This window comes from Streptomyces sp. NPDC050528 (assembly GCF_044457795.1).
Classification (GTDB): Bacteria; Actinomycetota; Actinomycetes; order Streptomycetales; family Streptomycetaceae; genus Streptomyces.
On the sequence record NZ_JBITHH010000001.1, the window covers coordinates 720,624 to 741,241 of the forward strand.

Annotated in this window: 13 protein-coding genes; 5 read left to right on the plus strand and 8 right to left on the minus strand. The window is 68.6% G+C overall.

The features are described 5' to 3' along the window. Positions 1 to 53: 53 nt before the first annotated feature. Entirely contained in the window at positions 54 to 830 is a 777-nt protein-coding gene (locus tag ACIBK4_RS03295; RefSeq protein ID WP_398992932.1) for a GNAT family N-acetyltransferase, read from the plus strand. Here ACIBK4_RS03295 and ACIBK4_RS03300 read toward each other — a convergent pair. Continuing rightward, positions 806 to 1,384, minus strand: a complete 579-nt coding sequence (locus ACIBK4_RS03300) for a TIGR03086 family metal-binding protein (RefSeq protein WP_398991608.1) — start codon at positions 1,382 to 1,384, stop codon at positions 806 to 808. The two genes, ACIBK4_RS03295 and ACIBK4_RS03300, sit on opposite strands and share 25 nt — an antisense overlap. 86 nt (positions 1,385 to 1,470) lie before the next feature. Then, positions 1,471 to 2,364: a rhomboid-like protein gene (locus ACIBK4_RS03305; RefSeq protein ID WP_398991610.1), complete on the minus strand. Its 894-nt coding sequence runs from the start codon at positions 2,362 to 2,364 to the stop codon at positions 1,471 to 1,473. A 195-nt stretch (positions 2,365 to 2,559) separates the two neighbouring features. On the opposite strand from ACIBK4_RS03305, the gene ACIBK4_RS03310 reads away from it, so the two are divergent. The 4 genes from ACIBK4_RS03310 to ACIBK4_RS03325 all read left to right on the plus strand — a co-directional run bounded on the left by ACIBK4_RS03310 (position 2,560) and on the right by ACIBK4_RS03325 (position 9,321). Then, positions 2,560 to 3,255: a spermidine synthase gene (locus ACIBK4_RS03310; protein ID WP_398991612.1), complete on the plus strand. Its 696-nt coding sequence runs from the start codon at positions 2,560 to 2,562 to the stop codon at positions 3,253 to 3,255. 113 nt (positions 3,256 to 3,368) lie between these two features. Beyond that, complete coding sequence (locus tag ACIBK4_RS03315; RefSeq protein WP_033282112.1) at positions 3,369 to 4,109, plus strand: response regulator transcription factor; 741 nt, start codon at positions 3,369 to 3,371, stop codon at positions 4,107 to 4,109. Then, the gene (locus ACIBK4_RS03320; RefSeq protein WP_398991614.1) at positions 4,106 to 5,212 is read left to right on the plus strand and encodes a sensor histidine kinase; all 1,107 of its coding nucleotides are present in this window, start codon (positions 4,106 to 4,108) and stop codon (positions 5,210 to 5,212) included. Before ACIBK4_RS03315 ends, ACIBK4_RS03320 begins: the two co-directional genes overlap by 4 nt. A 281-nt stretch (positions 5,213 to 5,493) precedes the next feature. Further along, a complete protein-coding gene (locus ACIBK4_RS03325) occupies positions 5,494 to 9,321 on the plus strand; it encodes a multifunctional oxoglutarate decarboxylase/oxoglutarate dehydrogenase thiamine pyrophosphate-binding subunit/dihydrolipoyllysine-residue succinyltransferase subunit (RefSeq protein WP_398991616.1) in 3,828 nt (1,275 codons plus the stop codon). 92 nt (positions 9,322 to 9,413) lie between these two features. Here the strand turns inward: ACIBK4_RS03325 and fxsT (ACIBK4_RS03330) are convergent, their stop codons facing one another. The 6 genes from fxsT (ACIBK4_RS03330) to fxsT (ACIBK4_RS03355) all read right to left on the minus strand — a co-directional run bounded on the left by fxsT (ACIBK4_RS03330) (position 9,414) and on the right by fxsT (ACIBK4_RS03355) (position 20,496). After that, entirely contained in the window at positions 9,414 to 12,812 is a 3,399-nt protein-coding gene (gene fxsT, locus ACIBK4_RS03330; RefSeq protein ID WP_398991618.1) for an FxSxx-COOH system tetratricopeptide repeat protein, read from the minus strand. Further along, positions 12,806 to 14,128, minus strand: coding sequence for a CHAT domain-containing protein (locus tag ACIBK4_RS03335; protein WP_398991620.1), 1,323 nt, complete (start codon positions 14,126 to 14,128; stop codon positions 12,806 to 12,808). Before ACIBK4_RS03335 ends, fxsT (ACIBK4_RS03330) begins: the two co-directional genes overlap by 7 nt. After that, the gene (locus tag ACIBK4_RS03340; protein ID WP_398991622.1) at positions 14,118 to 16,034 is read right to left on the minus strand and encodes a magnesium chelatase; all 1,917 of its coding nucleotides are present in this window, start codon (positions 16,032 to 16,034) and stop codon (positions 14,118 to 14,120) included. The genes ACIBK4_RS03335 and ACIBK4_RS03340 overlap by 11 nt, the downstream gene beginning before the upstream one ends. A 7-nt stretch (positions 16,035 to 16,041) precedes the next feature. After that, positions 16,042 to 16,986, minus strand: coding sequence for an AAA family ATPase (locus ACIBK4_RS03345; RefSeq protein ID WP_398991624.1), 945 nt, complete (start codon positions 16,984 to 16,986; stop codon positions 16,042 to 16,044). Beyond that, the gene (locus ACIBK4_RS03350; protein WP_398991626.1) at positions 16,983 to 17,366 is read right to left on the minus strand and encodes a CU044_2847 family protein; all 384 of its coding nucleotides are present in this window, start codon (positions 17,364 to 17,366) and stop codon (positions 16,983 to 16,985) included. The genes ACIBK4_RS03345 and ACIBK4_RS03350 overlap by 4 nt, the downstream gene beginning before the upstream one ends. 133 nt (positions 17,367 to 17,499) lie before the next feature. Beyond that, complete coding sequence (fxsT, locus tag ACIBK4_RS03355) at positions 17,500 to 20,496, minus strand: FxSxx-COOH system tetratricopeptide repeat protein (protein WP_398991628.1); 2,997 nt, start codon at positions 20,494 to 20,496, stop codon at positions 17,500 to 17,502. Positions 20,497 to 20,618 lie beyond the last annotated feature (122 nt).

Here is a 20,618-nt window from a genome sequence, read left to right on the forward strand (position 1 = left end):
TGACAGAGACAGAAACCGAGACCCAGACCCTCCTCGCCGCCTACGACGACCAGATGCGCGGCGCCCCACCCGTGCCCGCCGCCGGCGTGACGTACGAGAAGGACGGGCCGTTGCTGCGGATCGTCGGGGAGACGCGGGGGTTCGTGACCGGGCCGCGTGATCTGGGTGTGCGGGGGCGGGCGCTCGATGAACTGATCGTCCGGCAGCGGGACTTCTTCGCGGCGCGCGGGGAGGGTGTGGAGTGGAAGATCCGGGGTCATGACGAACCGGCCGACCTCACCGACCGGCTCCGCGCGGCGGGTTTCGTGCCCGAGGACCAGGAGACCGTACTGATCGGACGGACCGAGGAGTTGGCGGCAGAGGAGCCCGCGCTGCCCGACGGGGTCACCGTGCGTCGCGTCGCCGAGGCGGCCGACCTGCGCCGGATCGCAGCCATGGAGTCGGCGATCTGGGGCATCGACCTGACCTGGCTGGCGAACGAACTGCTCGGCCGGATCACCGCCACCCCGGACGAGCTCGCGGTCTACGTCGCGGAGGCGGACGACGAGGTGATCTCCGCGTCCTGGCTCGTCTTCTACGGCGACTCCGACTTCGCGGGGCTGCGCGGCGGTTCGACCGTCACGCAATGGCGCGGCAAGGGCGTCTACCGCGCCCTGGTCGCCACCCGGGCCGCCCTCGCCGCCGCGCGAGGAGTGCCGTATCTCCAGGTGGACGCCTCGGACGACAGCGCCCCGATCCTGCGCCGGCTGGGCTTCCGGGCGGTCACGACGACCACGCCGTACGTGTGGTCACCGGACCGAGCGGATCAGGCGGCCGTGCGACCCAAGTAGGCCAGCAACTGCCCGTGCGGGGCCGCCCCCGGCGCAGGCTGGACCTCCGGGCCGAAGACGCCGGGCACACGGAAGGCGTCGAAGCCGCCCATGCCTCGCATCACCGACAGCAGTTCCGCGCACAACTCCTCGTCCAGCACCGCCTGTTGGCCCGTCGCGACCGCCAGGTCCACGCCGTGGACGCAGACCTCCGTGAAATGGATCAGCGCGGCCGTCGGACCGGGCAGCGCGCCCAGCGAGATATGGACCGTGGTGTCCAGGGCGCCGGGGCGGTTCCACGCCGCGCGGTCCACCTCCGCCGCGTCGGCGTACGCACCCTTGGGATCGGTACCCAGCCAGTCGGACTCGTGCTCGGCACCCGGATCGGTGCCGTTCAGTTCGGCGGCGAAGATGCGCATGCCGCCTACGGTGTGATTGAGAACAGCCCTGGCGTCCCATTCCGTGCACGGGGTGGGTTTCACCCACTGGCCCTCGGCAACTCCGGCCACCACAAGGCCAGTTGCGCCGATCGCCCGCTCGATCCGCCGTACCGCATCCGCATCCGCATCCGTCACTCGGACCTCCCCCGCCCAGGACCACGACCGGCTCTCCACGCCATCAATACACCAGCCCGACACGGCCGGGCCAGACAGTCAGGGAGTCAGACCCGCGCGACCTCGACCCGAGCCGTACCGACCTGAGAAACCTCCGTCGAAGCCGCCCTTGCCGCCCGTGCCCAGCGTCGTATCAGCGGCCAGGTCGCGACGCCTATCGTCAGCGAGATCAGATGGCCCCAGTTCGTCATGGGGTCGGTGAACGCGATCAGGTCCTGGACCAGGGTCCAGCCGAACAGGGTGATCAGCGGGAGGCCGAGCCATGGGCGCAGGAGGCCGGCCAGCGCTCCTATGCTCGTCGCGACGCCGAAGCTGATGCCGTAGTCGAGGCGGTGCAGGGACGTGGCGGGCAGGTGGCCCGCCAACACCGCGAACCCCACGGTCCCTTCGGTCGCGAGCGTGGCCAGGATGTGCCCGAAGAGAAAGACACCGGCCGCCCGTAGCCCGCCGATCCTGCGTTCCAGCGCGGTCAGCACCAGCAGGAACAGGAACGCGTACGGCGAGACCATCCCGCCCACGATCCACAGCGCGGACGCGACCAGGACGAGGAACGGGTCGCGGAGGAGGTGGGTGACGTCCGTGCTGGACGCCTGGTGCAGTTGGGTCACGAAGGCGGGATCCGCGTACTGCGTCACCAGCGACGTCACGACGAGCAGCACGCCGTAGCAGAAGGTGAACGGTGTGCCGGTGGGCGTCGGCAGGAGGCGCCAGGGGCGGACGCGGCGCAGCGCGGTCAGAACGTACGGCTCGCCAGGAACGGCGGGGGTGGACGCCGAGACGGACACCGCCACCGGGGTCGGGGTGCCGAACCTCAACTCCCCGGCCCCGTCCAGCACTTCCCGCTGTCTCGGCATCGCGTCCAGCAGACCGGGGTCGTCGACCGAGGGGCCGCCCGGAGGCGTGGCCGAGGCCTGGGTGTCGGCCGTCGCGATCCGTTCCACGGTGAGGCGCTCCTTCCGGTTCACACCCCACCCTTCGCCGTCCCACCAGTCGCTGTCTATGACCGACGCCACGCGAGAGCCGATTCACAGCAACCTGAAAGCCTTCTCACGCGTCCGCAGGTACCTTGCACCCGGACGTGTTCGCCCTGGGTTAATTCGGCTGCACGATCCGGTGAAACTGCCAGGATGAGGGGCATGACCACCGCGTACGACAGCGTTCCCGCGTACGACGGCCCCGTTGTCCTGGACCGTCGCGAGGGCCCCTACGGCGAGGTCGTGCTGCGCCGGCACGGGGAGTTGCTCCAGATCATCGCCAACGGGTGCTTCCTGATGGACACTTCGGACGGGCGGTCGGAGCGGCTGCTGGTCGACGCCGCACGCGACGCCCTCGACTCGCGCCCCGAACCTCATGTGTTGATCGGCGGACTCGGCGTCGGCTTCTCGCTGGCGCATGCCGCCGCCGACGCCCGCTGGGGTCGGATCACGGTCGTCGAACGGGAACCCGCGATCGTCGAATGGCACCGTTCAGGACCCCTGTCGGCGCTCTCCGCGGCCGCTCTCGCCGATCCGCGGACCGACATTGTGAAAACGGACCTAGTCGCTTTCGTCAATGAGACTTGCGCCACTTTCGACGCGCTCTGCCTCGACATCGACAACGGCCCCGGCTGGACCGTCACCGAGGGCAACGACAGCCTGTACTCAGCGGCCGGACTGGCAAGCTGCGCAAGGGTGTTGAGACCGGGAGGGGTACTCGCCGTATGGTCGGCGCAGCCCTCTCCGGAATTTGAGCGAACCTTATGGAATGCCGGGTTCCAACGGGTGCGTACCGAAGAGATCCCCGTTGACCGAGGCGTTCCCGACGTCGTGCACCTCGCCGTACGACCTGGATAGCAAAGCCGCCGTTACTCCCCGTACCCTGCTTCCCTGACGCAGATCATTCAAGCGTCAAGCGCAGTCATGGGATCACCCCACTGGTTCCGGAAAGCACACTTCAGGGGCGGGCGATGGAGCAGACACATACCTCCCACAACGGCACGGCCACGGCCACGCCGGGCGCACAGCGCCGGGTGCTGGTGGTCGAGGACGACCCGACGATCGTCGACGCCATCGCGGCCCGTCTGCGCGCCGAGGGATTTCTCGTGCAGACCGCGGGCGACGGGCCGTCGGCCGTCGACACCGCCGAGGCCTGGCAGCCCGATCTGCTGATCCTCGACATCATGCTGCCCGGCTTCGACGGGCTGGAGGTCTGCCGCCGTGTGCAGGCCGCCCGCCCGGTGCCGGTGCTGATGCTCACCGCGCGCGACGACGAGACCGACATGCTGGTCGGGCTCGGGGTCGGCGCCGACGACTACATGACCAAGCCGTTCTCGATGCGGGAGCTGGCCGCGCGGGTGCACGTCCTGCTGCGCCGGGTGGAGCGTGCCGTGGTGGCCGCGTCCACCCCGCGCTCGGGCATCCTGCGCCTCGGCGAGCTGGAGATCGACCACGCGCAGCGCCGGGTACGGGTGCGCAGCGAGGACGTCCATCTCACGCCCACCGAGTTCGACCTGCTGGTCTGCCTGGCGAACACCCCGCGTGCCGTGCTCTCGCGCGAGCAGCTGCTCGCCGAGGTGTGGGACTGGGCGGACGCCTCCGGCACGCGTACGGTCGACAGCCACATCAAGGCGCTGCGCCGGAAGATCGGCGCCGAGCGGATCCGCACGGTGCACGGCGTGGGCTACGCACTGGAGACACCGACGCCATGAGCCAAGGGCCGACGTCACGGAGGAGCCCCGGGGAGCCCTGGGGCGGCGTACGCCCGTTCTCGATCAAGACCAAGCTGGGTGCTCTGGTCGTCATCGCGGTGCTCATCACCACCGGGCTGATGATGATCGCCATGCGCACGGCGACGGAGCTGCGCTTCATCACGGTCTTCTCGATGATCGCCACACTGCTGATAACGCAGTTCGTGGCCCATTCGCTCACCGCGCCGCTGGACGAGATGAACGCGGTGGCCCGGTCGATCTCGCACGGCGACTACACCCGCCGGGTGCGCGAGAACCGCCGTGACGAACTGGGCGACCTGGCCGGGACGATCAACGTCATGGCCGACGAGCTGGAGGCCCAGGAGCGCCAGCGCAAGGAGCTCGTGGCGAACGTCTCGCACGAGCTGCGCACCCCCATCGCGGGCCTGCGCGCCGTACTGGAGAACGTCGTCGACGGCGTCTCGGCCGCCGACCCGGAGACCATGCGGACGGCGCTGAAGCAGACCGAGCGGCTGGGACGTCTCGTGGAGACGCTGCTCGACCTCTCCCGGCTGGACAACGGGGTCGTACCGCTGAAGACCCGCCGGTTCGAGGTGTGGCCGTATCTCTCGGGCGTGCTCAAGGAGGCCAACATGGTCGCCTCCGCGCGTGCGGGCATCGCGTCGGGCTCGGGGAGTCATACGCGCACGGACGTCCATCTGCACCTGGACGTGTCCCCGCCGGAGCTGACCGCGCTCGCCGATCCGGAGCGGATCCACCAGGTCGTCGCCAACCTGATCGACAACGCGGTCAAGCACAGCCCCGCGCACGGCCGGGTGACGGTGAAGGCGCGGCGCGGGTCGCTGCCGGAGTCGCTGGAGCTGGAGGTCCTGGACGAGGGGCCCGGGATCCCGAAGGCGCAGTGGGCGCACATCTTCGAGCGGTTCAACCGGGGAGCGGTCAGCTCGCCGCACGGACCGGGCAGCGACGGCGGTACGGGCCTCGGCCTGGCGATCGCCCGCTGGGCGGTGGATCTGCACGGCGGCCGGATCGGTGTGGCCGAATCCGACCGTGGCTGCAGGATTATCGTCACTCTCCCGGGACTGTCTTCCGTGCCAAGTTGACGTAAAGTTCGACCCGGAGCCCCAAGATCCACGACGGTCCGCGCTGACGGACACGTGTGATCAGGCACAGGCCCGCGCCGTTCGCGCGCCCGGCCCGCACCAACACACCTCTTCCGTAGCGGAACCACGCTTGTTTCCCGCCATTTCAGGCCCCGAAACACACTTTCCGATGTGACTTACGCGACGATGGACCGGCCCGACCTGACCTTGGCCGTCATGGGGGCGTAGCCTTAATTCCCGCTGTCCATCACCTTGTGAAGCGGAAGAGGGCGGTTGCCGCCGTGTCGTCACAGTCCCCCAGTAACTCGACCATCTCGACCGAGTCCGACCAAGCCGCGGGTAAGAATCCCGCGGCGGCGTTCGGGCCCAACGAGTGGCTCGTCGACGAGATCTATCAGCAGTACCTCCAGGATCCGAACTCGGTAGACCGAGCCTGGTGGGACTTCTTCGCCGACTACAAGCCGGGCGCGGCTGCCGCCCCGACCTCGACTTCGGCGGGTACTGCGGCCGCGGGGGCCGCAGGGACCTCCACCCCTCCGGCCCAGGCGGCACCCGCAGCCCCGGCTCCGGCCGCTCCTGCTGCGCCCGCCGCGCCTGCCGCTCCGGCGGTCCCCGCGCCGGCGCCCGCAGCGGCCGCTCCGGCGCCGGTGAAGGCCGTAGCCCCGGCTCCGGCGCCTGCGAAGGCGGCGGCCCCGGCCGCTCAGCCGAAGAAGGCGGAGCCCGCGGCCGAGGCCGCCGGTGGCCCGGAGTTCGTGACGCTGCGCGGTCCCGCCGCCGCGGTCGCGAAGAACATGAACGCTTCGGTCGAGGTCCCCACCGCCACGTCGGTGCGCGCGGTCCCGGTCAAGCTGCTCTTCGACAACCGCATCGTCATCAACAACCACCTGAAGCGTGCCCGGGGCGGGAAGATCTCCTTCACCCACCTCATCGGCTACGCGATGGTGCAGGCCATCAAGGCCATGCCGTCGATGAACTACTCCTTCGTGGAGAAGGACGGCAAGCCGACCCTGGTCAAGCCGGAGCACGTCAACTTCGGTCTCGCCATCGACCTGGTGAAGCCCAACGGCGACCGCCAGCTCGTCGTCGCCGGCATCAAGAAGGCCGAGACGCTGAACTTCTTCGAGTTCTGGCAGGCCTACGAGGACATCGTCCGCCGCGCCCGCGACGGCAAGCTGACGATGGACGACTTCACCGGTGTCACGGTCTCGCTGACCAACCCCGGCGGCCTCGGCACCGTCCACTCGGTCCCGCGTCTGATGCCCGGTCAGTCGGTCATCATGGGCGTCGGCTCGATGGACTACCCGGCCGAGTTCCAGGGCACGAGCCAGGACACCCTGAACAAGCTCGGCATCTCGAAGGTCATGACGCTCACGTCGACCTACGACCACCGGGTCATCCAGGGCGCCGCCTCCGGCGAGTTCCTGCGGGTCGTCGCGAACCTCCTGCTCGGCGAGAGCGGCTTCTACGACGAGATCTTCGAGGCGCTGCGCATCCCGTACGAGCCGGTCCGCTGGCTCAAGGACATCGACGCGTCGCACGACAACGACGTGACGAAGGCCGCCCGCGTCTTCGAGCTGATCCACTCCTACCGGGTCCGCGGCCACGTCATGGCCGACACCGACCCGCTGGAGTACCGCCAGCGCAAGCACCCCGACCTGGACATCACCGAGCACGGCCTCACCCTGTGGGACCTGGAGCGGGAGTTCGCGGTCGGCGGCTTCGCCGGCAAGTCCCTGATGAAGCTGCGCGACATCCTCGGCGTGCTGCGCGACTCGTACTGCCGCACCACCGGCATCGAGTTCATGCACATCCAGGACCCGAAGCAGCGCAAGTGGATCCAGGACCGCATCGAGCGCTCGCACTCCAAGCCGGAGCGCGAGGAGCAGCTGCGCATCCTGCGCCGCCTGAACGCGGCGGAGGCCTTCGAGACCTTCCTGCAGACGAAGTACGTAGGCCAGAAGCGCTTCTCCCTTGAGGGCGGCGAGTCGGTCATCCCGCTGCTCGACGCGGTCATCGACAGCGCGGCCGAGTCGCGCCTCGACGAGGTCGTCATCGGCATGGCCCACCGCGGCCGCCTGAACGTGCTCGCGAACATCGTCGGCAAGTCGTACGCCCAGATCTTCCGCGAGTTCGAGGGCAACCTCGACCCGAAGTCGATGCACGGCTCCGGCGACGTGAAGTACCACCTGGGCGCCCAGGGCACCTTCACCGGCCTGGACGGCGAGCAGATCAAGGTCACTCTCGCGGCGAACCCGTCCCACCTGGAGACGGTCGACCCGATCATCGAGGGCATCGTCCGCGCCCGCCAGGACATCATCAACAAGGGCGGCACGGACTTCACGGTCCTCCCGCTGGCCCTGCACGGTGACGCGGCCTTCGCGGGCCAGGGCGTGGTGGCCGAGACGCTCAACATGTCGCAGCTGCGCGGTTACCGCACGGGCGGCACGATCCACATCGTCATCAACAACCAGGTCGGCTTCACGGCCGCGCCGGAGTCGTCCCGCTCGTCGATGTACGCGACGGACGTGGCGAGGATGATCGAGGCCCCGATCTTCCACGTGAACGGCGACGACCCCGAGGCCGTCGTCCGCGTTGCCCGCCTGGCCTTCGAGTTCCGTCAGGCGTTCAACAAGGACGTGGTGATCGACCTCATCTGCTACCGCCGCCGCGGTCACAACGAGTCGGACAACCCGGCCTTCACCCAGCCCCTGATGTACGACCTGATCGACAAGAAGCGCTCGGTGCGCAAGCTGTACACCGAGTCGCTGATCGGCCGAGGCGACATCACCCTTGAGGAAGCCGAACAAGCCCTCCAGGACTACCAGGGCCAGCTGGAGAAGGTCTTCACGGAGGTCCGCGAGGCGACGGCCCAGCCGGGCGCGGCGCCCATGTCGGACCCGCAGGCGGAGTTCCCGGTCGCGGTCTCCACGGCGATCTCCACGGAGGTCGTGAAGCGGATCGCCGAGTCCCAGGTCAACATCCCGGACAACTTCCACGTCCACCCGCGCCTGCTGCCCCAGCTGCAGCGCCGGGCGACGATGGTCGAGGACGGGACGATCGACTGGGGCATGGGCGAGACGCTGGCGATCGGCTCGCTGCTGCTGGAAGGCACGCCTGTCAGGTTGTCCGGCCAGGACTCCCGCCGAGGCACGTTCGGCCAGCGCCACGCGGTCCTCATCGACCGCCAGACGGGCGAGGACTACACCCCGCTCCAGTACCTCTCCGAGGACCAGGCGCGCTACAACGTCTACGACTCGCTCCTCTCCGAGTACGCGGTCATGGGCTTCGAGTACGGCTACTCGCTGGCCCGTCCCGACGCGCTCGTGATGTGGGAGGCGCAGTTCGGCGACTTCGTCAACGGCGCGCAGTCGGTGGTCGACGAGTACATCTCGGCGGCGGAACAGAAGTGGGGCCAGACGAGCGGCGTCACGCTCCTGCTCCCGCACGGCTACGAGGGCCAGGGCCCGGACCACTCCTCGGCTCGCGTGGAGCGCTTCCTCCAGCTCTGCGCGCAGAACAACATGACGGTCGCGATGCCGACGCTCCCGTCGAACTACTTCCACCTCCTGCGGTGGCAGGTGCACAACCCGCACCACAAGCCGCTGGTGGTCTTCACCCCGAAGTCGATGCTGCGCCTCAAGGCCGCCGCGTCGAAGACGGAGGAGTTCACGACGGGCGCGTTCCGCCCGGTCATCGGCGACGAGACGGTGACGGACCCGGCCGCGGTGCGCAAGGTCGTCTTCGTGACGGGCAAGCTGTACTACGACCTGGAGGCCGAGCGCGCCAAGCGCGGCACGACGGACGTGGCGATCATCCGCGTCGAGCGCCTGTACCCGCTGCCGGGTGCGGAGCTCCAGGCGGAGGTCAACAAGTACCCGAACGTCGAGAAGTACCTGTGGGCCCAGGAGGAGCCGGCGAACCAGGGTGCGTGGCCGTTCATCGCCCTCAACCTGATCGACCACCTGGACCTCGCGGTCGGCGCGGATGTTCCTCACGGGGAGCGGCTGCGGCGGATCTCGCGCCCGCACTCGTCGTCTCCGGCGGTGGGGTCGGCGAAGCGGCATCAGGCTGAGCAGGAGCAGTTGGTGCGGGAGGTGTTCGAGGCGTAGGTCTCGAACAACGGCACAGCAGTACTTGCCGAGGGGCCGTCTCCGGAGGAATCCGGGGGCGGCCCCTCGGGGTTTCGGCTCCGCCTCAGGTCTCAGGTGGTCTGTGGCTCGAAGTCCCAGTGCGGGTGGTCGTCGGGACCGTCGAGGGCCGCCTGTGCCGTGAGGGTGAGTGGATGCCCGGCGCCAAGGGTCGCGGTCGCGTGGGCCACCGTCTCCTGGCCGAGTGCGGTGATCGTCGGGGAGCGGTCGGGACTGCCGGCGACGACGTTCACCGCGCAGCCGAGCGTCCAGGGGTGGGACTGTCCAACGGCGCGGGTCATGTCGGCGAGTGACCGTTCCCCGAGGGCGTGGGCCTGCCTGTGCTCACCCACTGTGCGGAGGATGAGGGCGTGGTTGGCCCGGGCTCCGGCCGCGTAGGGGTGGTCGGGACCGAGCAGGGTCTCGTACCTGTCCACGATGGACTCGCTGAGACGTCGGGCGTGGTCCACGTCGCCGTGCTCACGTTCGTGGCAGCAGTGGGCGACGGCGAACATGAGGGTGAGGGGATCGTCCTTGCCACTGAGCCGTTCGCTCCTGTCCAGCACAGCGGCGAAACGCGGTCCCGCGCTCTGGATGTCGCCGGTCCGGTACTGGCACTGGGCCAGGTTGTAGAGGGCTTGGAGGGTCTGAGGGTGGCCGTCGCCCATGATTTGCTGGTGGCGGGCCGTATTCGTCCTTTGAAGACTTTGGGCTTCGTCATAGCGACCCATGAGTCTCAGGTCGGTCGCACATTGAAGTTCCGAGTGCAGAGTCCTGAAGTGGTCAAACCCCACAACCTGCTCACGGGCCCGCAGAACTCGCCGACTGATCTCGGCGGCCTCGTTGTATCGGCCGAGCAGCCTGAGCGAGACAGCAATGTTGTTCTCGGCCGACAAAGTGACCGGCTTCCGTTCGCCTTCAAGCTCGCGGTAGCCCTCCCACACCTTCTCCGACAGATCGAGTGCTTCCTCGTAACCGCTCAACGCCCGCAGGTCCGCGGCAAGGCTGCCGACCGCACGGAGATATCGAGGGTCCCTCGCCCCGCCCACAGAGCGGAACTGCTCCATGGCCGCCCGGTTCACGATCTCACTGCGCCGGTAATCGCCCACGGCGCGCAGCAGGTTGGCGTAGTGATAGCCGAGCTCCCAGAGCAAGTCCGGTTGCTCGTCCTGGAGTTGTTCCCAGACCGACAATGCCTGCTCGGCCAACCGAATGCCCGTCTCGTACTCGCCTGAAAGATACAGATACCGCAGGCAGTTGAGGACCAGTTGGTGTGCGGCGGACGCGTCCCGGGACAGCACGTCCGCGTACTCCAGATTCGGGACGAACTCGGCGTATCGCGGCCACACGCTCGCCTCGCCCGGGGTACCCGGATCGGCCGCGACGAGTGATCGCCAGGCCACGTCGGAGAGTTCCCGGTGCTCATCGGCGGGCATGTCGTCACGAACGGTCTGATGCACCATCCGGTGCATGGACAGGACCTCGTTCGACAAGTCCTGCGCCGGATGCTCGATGCGAACCACCGAATAGGTGCGAAGTTGCCCCACAGCGTCGTTCCAGCGGTCCCTGTCCGTGAGCAGCCGGACCACGGCGGGCGGCAGGCCGTCGACCGGCGTTTCCCGCAGGAGCCGCAGGGGTACGGCGTCGGGCGCGAAGAACGTGCACAACCGCAGCAGCAGTACCGAGTCCGGGCAGGCCGCGCGGAGCCTTTCCAACAGGACGGTCCAAGCCGCTCGAAAGGTCCTTGGGAAGTCTTGGGAGACCGCGACCCTGGTGTCCAGGGAGAAGTCCCTCGCCAGGAGTTCCAAGTACTCCGCCACCGACATGCCCGACTCGTCCAGCCAGCCGGCCGTCTGATCGAGAGCCAGGGGCAGGTCGGCAAGCGCCTCCGCCAGCCGACGGGCGTCGTCATCGGTCAGCCGTGGCGCGCGGCGGCGGATGAAGTCCACCGACTCGGCGCGGTCGTAGGCGGGCACCTGCACCAGCGCGCTGCGGTGCGCACCCCACTCCTGGTTGCAGGATGTGATCAGCACATGGCCCGGTCCGGCCGGTACCAGGTCCTGGACCTGGTCCGGGTCGTCCGCGCCGTCCAGGATGATCAGCCAGCGCGGGTAGGGGTCCCCTCTACGCAGCGCCTCGCGGACCGCGCGCAGGCGCTCGCCGTAGTCGGCACCGGTCTGCAGGCCCAGTGCCGGCGCCAGGTCGGCGAGTCCTTGCCGGAAGGCCGCGCGATTGCCTGCGTTGATCCACCACACGACGTGGTATCCGTACGCGAAACGGTAGGCGTACTCGGCGGCCAGCTGGGTCTTGCCGACTCCGGACAGGCCGCACAGAGTGACCCGGCTCTCACGCTGAAGCCGTTCGTAGGCCGTGTTGAGCAGGGGTACCCGGCCGGTGAACCGCTCGTTGCGCTCGGGGATCCTGCCCCACACCCGAAGAGTGTGGACGGGGAAGGGCGGGCCGTCGTCAGTGTCGGCCGTGGCCCCCTGCTCGGCATCGGCGGGCAGCGCAAGCCGGTCCAGGAGCCTGCGTTCGGCCTCGTCGGAACTCACGTCATGCAGGCTGACGGAGTCGAGAGCCGGCATCGACGGGAGCGAAGGAGCCACCGACACCGCGGCGATGCGCTCCGTCTCTGGGACGACGACCTCACCCAGCGCCGAGTGCCACTCCCCCTCGGTGTGCGCCCCGGACCTGAGGTACTGGTCGCTGAGGAGCAGAAGAACCGGGCCGGGCGCCAGCAGAAGGTCACGCAGTGACTCCTCCAGGGAGGCGTCCGGCGGCGGGTCCCAACGCTGCAGCACGACACGGTGGCCGCGCCGCTCCAGGCGATGTCCGATCCAGTTGGCCCAGCTCTGGTCGAAGGGGGTGAAGCTGATGGTGATCGTCTGCCGTCCGACGCGCAACGGCCGTTGTTCCGGACCCGGTGAGGTGCTTCCGCCGGGCGCCGGCGCCGTCGGGAACGCGACGGTTCGCCGGCCGGTCGGCCGGTCCTGAACCCAGGGGATGTCTCCGGACCGCTCCGGCAACCGTGCCGAGGAGGCACGCTCCCGCGCCACCTCTGCCAGTCGCGCCGCCGGCGCCCGCCCAGGTGTGCTCTCCCTGATCTCGGCGCGCAGTTCGGCCTTGCGGACAGGCACGCCCCACTGGTTGCTGACGGTGAGCCAGAGTGCACCGTGGCCGGTGGCTCGGCCCGTCGACACCCTGAAGTACGCCGGACCGTACGTGCCGCCGAACCGGTGCAGTACGACGCTCGGTTCGTCGAGCGCGGTGCACACGAAGTACGGAGAGCCGTCGAGCGCGACGGTGAAGGTGAACTCCTCCTCTGGGTAGGGCCAGGCCCGTGCCATGTCCTGCCCCTCCGGGAGCGGGCCGCGCAGGTCGACGGTGACGAGGTAGTCGCACTCCGTCTCGGCCACCCTCGGCCAGGCCACGACCGGTTCGATCAGCAGCGGGTGCTCGTCGAGGTTCACCATGGGCCCCCTCCCCAGGCACTGTGCCCATTGCCGGCGACGAGCCGCAGTGTGGTGAGCGGATGCCCGTAGTAATGGAACATGAAGGCATAAAGCAGCCGCAGAACCCGTTTCTGCCCGACTTTGTCGACCTGCCCGTCATCGTTGCGCGTCGTCGGGATCGCCGCCAGAGTGCCGAAGTCCTCGACCGCGCGAGCCCGGAAGTCCCGCAGGGTCTCGGTGACGGGACGGTCGGGGTGCGCGGCGACCTCGTGCAACAGTCGGCGGACCATCCCCCTGGCCTCTTGGTCCCCGACCTCCCCGGCCGTGACGATGCACCCGCCTGCGCCCTTGCGCAGGAAGAGTTCGGCGAAACCGCGCAGCGCCTCCTCGCCCTGGACGCGGTTGTGAACGAAGCGACCTGAATGGCAGGCGTTGAGACAGACGAGCGCGCGGTCCTCGCGCAGCACATGCATGTCCCGGGTGTTGAACTCAGCCCAGGTCCGGTCGCCGAGGGTGAGCCGCATGACGGCCTCGCCGTACGTGCCGTGACACCCCATGTAGACCAGTCCGGTGCGCTCGTCGGGCAGAGGGAGATCGAGGGCTTGAAGAAACGGCGTCATCGCGTCGTGCACCTGATGCGCGTAGGGGACGAAGACCCCGCCGTCGGCGGTCATGTCCTCGTGCAGATAGGCGAGGACTCGGCCATGGCAGTCGCCCGTGTGCCGGGGCAGGCTCTCGTCCACGCCGTGCACGGTGGTCCAGCGGGCCATGACGAGCAGCGCGCCCAGCAACCCGCCGGCCAGGCCGTGCCGTTCGTCGGCGGGCACCCAGAACAACTCCCAAGGCAGTTCGAACCCGGTGTCGTCCCACACGATGAGGCGCAGCCTGTCGCCGTGCCGGTCGCGGATGAGGTTGATCCAGTCGGCGAGTTCGCTCTGGTTGGCGGACCAGAGCTGGATCCCGCGCAGGGTCTCCGACGGGAACTCGCCGGTCTCCCTGATGGTGCCGAGACTGACGCCGGGTGCCACGAGACGGGTCGGTCCGGTCCGGCAGGTCACCGTGAACTCGCCGCACGATCCGTGGAGTTGGTAACCGTCCTGGTTGCCGAAGCCCGCCGTCCGGATGACCCGGAGCATCGCGTAGCCGTCCTCCAGACGCTCGTAGGGCCGGGCGGGGCCGCTGCCGGTTCCCGAGGGCGGACCGGACGGACGGCGGAACTGCAGCACCGCCGCGGACTCACGCCTCGCGGCCGCCTGCAGGGCAGGGAACGCGGCCCGCCGGATCGCTGTCCCCGTGCCCGTCAGCCAGCGGGCGGCGCGCGGCGGCTCACCGCTCACCGGCACCTCCTTCACGGGTCGTCGGGGAGGGCCTTGACGGTCCATCGAGCACTGTCCCGCCCAGCGCGTCCGCCAACGCGAACGGCAGGTCCCCGTACGGCTCCCGCTGCGCGTCGACGACGGCGACCCGCAGCCTCGTGCGGTCCATGGCGTTGACGCCGGCCGCGGCCCGCAGGGCGTCCTCGACGCCCTGCGCTCCGACCGGGCCCGTCAGCCGCCCGGTCTGGCTGACGTGCAGCGGAACATTGCCCCGGCCGTCCGTGACCACCACGAGCCACGCCTCCGCGAGACTGCTGCCGTGCTGACGGAAGGACCGCCGCAGCGCGTGCACCGCCTGCTCGATGCCGTGCGCGAGCGGGCTGGCCCGGCCCGGCGACCGGTACAGGGCGGGCAGGATCCTCGGATCGAGGACGCTGCGCGCGGCGAAGGACTCCGCCCGCAGTTCGTCGCCGGTCTCGGCGCTGCCGATCTCGACGACCTGGACCGCGGCCCGTCGCGTGTACGCCCATTCCAGGAACGGGGTGACGACGTCCTGCCAGTCCCAGTCGTCGACCCGGCAGGTGTGGTCGAGGAGCAGCACGAGCAAGTGCTCAGGAGTGCCGGCGCGTACATGGCTGTGGAGGTCGACCGGCGAAACCGTGAACCGCTCCGTCCGACGGATACGCTGGTGCACGGCCGCTTCCCGGACAGTGCGCACATGGGCGAGATCGCTCAGATCCGTGGCCCGTCGAGTGCCGATCGCCACTCCGCGCAGCGAGGCCGGTCCCGCCGTACGCTGCCAGGGGCTACGCAGCGGCGCGAACTCGTGCAGCGCGTCGGCCTCGTCCTCGGGGTACGGGGTGGCGAGAACCGTGTGGGTGCCGCCGCGCCCCGCCCCGACGCCCTCGGCCGGTTCGGACTCCAGCAGTGGTTCGACCCCCTCGGCACGATGCCGCTCGTCCTGTTCCGTCCGCAGTCGTTCTCCGGGGCCTCCGTGCGGCCGGCTGCCCAGGCCGGGTGAGGGAGACGACGACTCCGGCACGTCCCCGGCCGAGTCCGCGGGCGGCGGCGCTCCGGGCGCCGTCAACCCCATGAGCCGGGCCGCCGCATCGCAGTGCCGGGCGGTGGCCGACCGCTCTCCGTCGAGCGTGGCCAGGGCACGGGCGAGTCTGGCCAAGGAGAGTTCCCTGCGGATGTTGACCTCCGGCCCGAGCAACTCCTGTACGCGGGTCAGTGCTTCATCACCGACCGTGGCGGTCGGCACCGATGCCTCCTGGGCGTCTCGGGCGGCGTCCAGCCAGCCGGGTGGCAGCGCCGCGAGCAGCCGGTCGGGCTCCGGCAGCCGTAGTCCGGAGACGGGCAGCCTGAGGGCGAACCGGTCGAGCAGGTGACTAGTGGGTCGTCCCGCGTCGACGGATCGGCACGTGGCCAGCCAGCGAGCCCGTGGCCTGGCCCGGTGGCGCAGTCCGGCGTACTCGACCACGGTCACGTCGGCCCCCAGTAGCTGGACGGCAGCCCGCATGCCGGCCACGCTCAGCCGGGTCAGGTCCGGAACCACGACCACCGGTGGGACTCCGGGGTGGCCGTCCGCCTCGATCAGCGGGCCGGGCTCCATCCGGAACGAGATGCCGTCGGGTTCTTGCAGAAGTACGGGCCGCGTCCACAGGTCCTCGTCCCGGCTCGTGGCCCCCAGCATGAGGGCGGGACGTACCGGCTCTCGGGCACCGCTGAGGATCCGGCCGAAGAGACGTGTCACCGGGTCGAGCAACTGGGGTTCCAGATCGAACAGCAGCACACCAGACAGTGCCGGGTCGACGGCGGCGCAGACAAGGGCGCGGCACAGCCTGAGGGCGAGTTCGTCGGTCTCCGGCGGTACCGGAGTGTTCTGGACGGGCGCGTCGGTCCTGTTCGGCGGCTCGATGGACATGATGGCTTCAGGCCGCGTCGAAGAGGTCCTTGACGCGGGACTCGTCCTCGCGCCCCCATTCGAACGTGCCGCCGTGGGCGGTCTCCGGCCGACGGTGCCGAAAGGCCATGGGCAGTACCCGGAAGAGATGACCGGGCCCCACCGCGTCCGCGTCCTCCAGTGCGGCCAGCGCACGGGCCGCCAGGGTCGCCACGATCTCGCCGCGCTGGCCGACGGCTGCCACGCGCTCGGCAGCCTGCGCGCACAACCGGACGACCTCGTCGGGGACCTGCGTGCGGGACACCCGCTCCTTGGCCCTCTCAAGCCGTTCCCGCCGTGCGGTGTCGTCCCGTTCCGCATCCTCCAGCCAGGCGGACTCCTTGCGGGTCAGCTCCTCCTCGAAGTCGAGAACGGTCCGGATCGTCCTGTGGCGTGCTTCGGTGTCCAGCTGGCTCGCGGCGACCATGAGCCCGAACCGGTCCAGCAACTGCGGCCGCAGACCGCCTTCTTCGGGGTTCATCGTGCCCACCAGCCCGAAGGACAGCTGCTTGGCGGTGGCGAGTCCTTCCCGTTGCACGGACAGCACTCCGGTCGAGACGACGTCGAGGATGATATTGACGAGGTGGTCGTCGAGGAGGTTCACCTCGTCGATGTAAAGCAGCCCCTTCTCGGCGGCCTCTTCCAGCAACCCCGGCTGCGGACGCGCCTCGCCCCGCATCAGAGCGTCCAACTCCCAGCCGCCGACGACCCGGTCGTCGGTCGCGTTGATGGGGAGCGTGACCGGTAACTCCTCGTGCACCATGAGCGCGAAGGCCCGTACGAGGGTCGACTTGGCGGTCCCGCGAGCTCCGGCCATGAGCACCCCGCCGATGGTAGGTGCCACGTAATTGAGTTCCAGCGCCAGTTTGAGATCGTCCTGCCCCACGACTCGGCTGTAGGGCAGGATGCGCACGCCCTCCGATGCACGGCTCACGAGTCGGCTCCCCCTCCGCTGCCCGGTAACGCCACTCCGGAGGCGCCGGCTGTCCGCCACCTGAAGGTGACCTGGAGCTGCGCTTCGGCCCCGCTCTTGACCAACGCCACGACGCCCGCGTCCACTTTGATCGCCAACTGCAACTCGATCTCGTCCGGCCTCAGTTCGTCCGCCATCTCCCCGAACCGGCGGACGGCCTGCGCGGCACACCGGCGGGCCAGGTCCAGGCCCTCGGTGTAGGCGTCCTGGGCGACTTGGACGACTCGGCGGGCGGAACCGTCTCTGGTCTTTTCGTCGGCGTAGACGGCTGCGAGGCCGTCCGGCACACCGGGGTCGACCTCGACGTCGACTTCTACAGGTATCGGTCCGTCTGCGCCCACCGGAACGGGCCCCACAAGAATCACCACACGTCCCCCCGGTCCAACATCATTGTTGTGTGCGGTTATTGACAGGGATTCTGCTCATTCCCCGGCCCGCAGAGAGTTATGCGTGCTGGGAGATGCTCCGGGCCATTCACACGGTCCAGGGCTCGAAGTCCCAGTAAGGGCGCTTCCGGGAACGGGCCGCAACCGTGTGAACATGCTGGGACCCGAGGGTTCCCGACAGATCCGACAGCGCTTCCTGTTCGATCTTTTCCGCCTCTTGACGGTTCCTCAGATCACGGAGATCGGCTGCGAGAGCAATACGGGCCGACAGGGTCAGCGGATGCGTGCGGCCCAGCACCTCGCCGGCCCGCGAGACCGTCGTCCTGCTCAGCTCTGCGGCCGACTCCGGGTCGCCTGACAAGTTGCGGATGAATGAGGCGTTGATGGCACAGCCCAAGGTCCAGGGGTGGGTCTCCCCCACCGCCGTGGTCATGTCGGCCAGGGCTCGCTCGGCGAGAGCGTAAGCCTGGTCCAGTTCTCCGACGCTGCAGAGGATCAGGGAGTGGTTGGACCGGCATCCCGCAATGAAAGGATGCCCTTCCGAATGCGCCAACTCATAGCGCGCCAGGACGGATTCGCTGACCTCGCGCGCCTTGTCGATGTCACCGTGTTCGCGGGCGAAACAGCTCTGACTTACGGCAAATACCAACGTCCATGGGGATGCTTCACCCAACACTCGCCCCCCGCGCTCCAAGACCCCGGCAAGCAACCGTCCCGCTTGGCCACGGTCACCACCTCGATACAGGCACAACGCAAGATTGTGCTCTCCCCGCAGCGTCAGCTCCCCGTCATCACCCAGAATCCTGCGCAATTCGCGCAGATTATCTCTCTGAATGGATTCGGCTTCTGCGTATCGACCCAAAAGGCGCAGATCGAAGGAATAGCTGATTCCCGACCAAATTGTTTCCGGATGCGCTGCTCGAAGGACTTCACGACGCAGTTCCAGAGTTCTCCGATCCATCTCCAAGGCTTCTTCATAGCGGCCAAGAAGCCGCAGCGAAACAGCCAAATTATTCTGCGCACTCAGTGTTTGACGATCCGATTCGCCAAGAAGGTCACGCCAGGCCGGGACAAGCCACTCCGAGAGCTCCAGCGCTTCTTGGTAGCGAGCAAGACCTCGCAGGTCGGCGGCGATACCGTTGATCGCACGTACGTACTCCAGCCCCTGGGCCCTGTTTTGACCTTTGAGCGTTTCGACAACCGAACGTCCGACCGTCTCAGCATTCTGGTAGTCGCCTACTGCTCGAAGCAGGTTGGCATAGTGATGGGCCAGCTCCCAGAAGCGAGGATGTCCCTCACCCAGCAACTCCCGCCAGGCATCCATGGCACGCTCGCCGAGTTTGAGGCCTGCCGTGTACTCACCCGAGCTGTACATGTAGCGGAGGCAGTTCAGGACAAGCCGTTGGACCTGGCGAGCTTCACTCGTGAGCACATCCGCGTACTTGAGGTGTGGCACGATCTCCGCGTACTTGTCCCACAACCGGGTGTCGTCGGGGCGCCCGGGATCGGCCGCCACCAGAGCCCGTCGCACCAAGTCGACGAAGACGCGACTGTCCTCATCGGAAATTCCCTGATGCACGATCTGATGCACCATCCTGTGCAGGTAGAGGGACTGGCCGGCGGAGGCATCCTCGTCAGCGACCGTCTCGTGGGATTCCAGGCGAACCACCGAATACTGGCGCAACTGGTCGATCGCTCTGGTCCACAGCGCGGGATCACCAATCAGCCCGGCGAACCTCTCTGGAATCTCCTCCATCGACAGTGCCCTGAGGAATCCCACAGGAATGAAGCCTGGTGCGAAAAACGTGCACAGCCGCAGCAGGTCAACGGACTCAGGCACGGTCTGCCTCAGTTTTGTCAGCAGGATCGCCCAGGCCCGCTGGAAAGGCCCCGGGATGTCTCCTGGAACAGCCAAGCCGCTCTCGAACTGCGCGATGTAGTCCGGCACGGACAAGTCCGAGTCGTTCAGCCAGCCGGCCGTCTGGTCCAGCAGCAGCGGCAGGTCTTCCAGTGCCTCCGCGAGCTGATTGGCATCGGCATCCGTCAGCCGCGAGGCCCTGCGACGGATGAAGGCCACCGATTCGTCGCGAAGATAGACCGGCACCTCCATCAACTGGCTGTTCTGCTCGCGCCACCCCTGGTTCCGTGAGGTGATCAGGACGTGACCGGGGCCGGTGGGTACGACGTTCGAGATCTGACCCGGCTCGTCCGCACCGTCCAGAACCAACAACCAGCGGCTATGAGGTTGCCCCCGACGCAGAGCGTCTCTCACGGCACGCAGTCGCTCGCCGTAGTCGGCGCCCGTCGAGAGGCCGAGCTTGGGGGCGAGTTCCGCGAGGCGACGCCGATAGGCCGCCAGCGACTCGGCGTTGACCCACCACACCACGTCGTATTCAGGCCCGAAGCGGTAGACGTACTCGGCCGCGAGCTGGGTCTTGCCCACCCCCGGCATGCCGTAGAAGGCCAGCACTCCCGCGCCCGGCTCGGCGTCCTGCAAGAGGTGGTAGGCATCGTTGAGCAGCGGCTCACGTCCCGTGAAACGGGTGTTGCGGCGGGGCACCCCACCCCAGACTTCGGGCATCACCGCCGGAAAGCGGGGACCGCGCCGCGCGCCGTCAGCGGACTCCAGCAACGGCTCGCCGAGCATGTCGAGCCGGTCCAGCAGACGCCGTTCGGCCTCGTCGACACCCACGTTGCTGAGGTCCATCGCGGCGAGGACGGCAGTGGCGGTCGGCATCGGGTCACTGCTGACGGACACCGCCGCGAACTTCGCCGGATCAGGAGCCACGACCTGTCGGAGCGCAGCATTCCACTCTTCGTAGGTGCGCGGCCCCAGTTGGAAGTACCACTTGCTGACGACGATCAGAACCCGCCCCGGGGCGAGCTTCAGGGACTCCAGTAGATCGACTAGCGCAATCTCCGGCGGGGCATCCCATCGCGCGAATACGACACGGTGACCGCGACGCTCCAGCCGGTCCCCGATCCACGCCGCCCAGGCTCTGTTGAACCCCGCGAAACTGATCGTCACGGTCTGCTTGACCGCACGTCCGCCGATCGACCCAACAGGCGTGCGCGTCCCGGCCATGTGGCGACCTCCCCCGTCGAGGCACGCAGTGACGTGCGCCAGTGTAGGACGCAGACACCGGCCTCGACCAGGGCGCGTTCAGCACCTGTGGAGCCGTTCTCTCCACAGCGTTTTCGTCCCAC

What these genes read in the sequence shown, in the direction of transcription:
- ACIBK4_RS03295 (WP_398992932.1), top strand. Translation starts at nt 54, where the DNA reads ATGCGCGGCGCCCCACCCGTGCCCGCCGCCGGCGTGACGTACGAGAAG.
- ACIBK4_RS03310 (WP_398991612.1), top strand. Translation starts at nt 2,560, where the DNA reads ATGACCACCGCGTACGACAGCGTTCCCGCGTACGACGGCCCCGTTGTC.
- ACIBK4_RS03315 (WP_033282112.1), top strand. Translation starts at nt 3,369, where the DNA reads ATGGAGCAGACACATACCTCCCACAACGGCACGGCCACGGCCACGCCG.
- ACIBK4_RS03320 (WP_398991614.1), top strand. Translation starts at nt 4,106, where the DNA reads ATGAGCCAAGGGCCGACGTCACGGAGGAGCCCCGGGGAGCCCTGGGGC.
- fxsT (WP_398991618.1), bottom strand. Translation starts at nt 12,812, where the DNA reads ATGGTGAACCTCGACGAGCACCCGCTGCTGATCGAACCGGTCGTGGCC.
- ACIBK4_RS03340 (WP_398991622.1), bottom strand. Translation starts at nt 16,034, where the DNA reads ATGTCCATCGAGCCGCCGAACAGGACCGACGCGCCCGTCCAGAACACT.
- fxsT (WP_398991628.1), bottom strand. Translation starts at nt 20,496, where the DNA reads ATGGCCGGGACGCGCACGCCTGTTGGGTCGATCGGCGGACGTGCGGTC.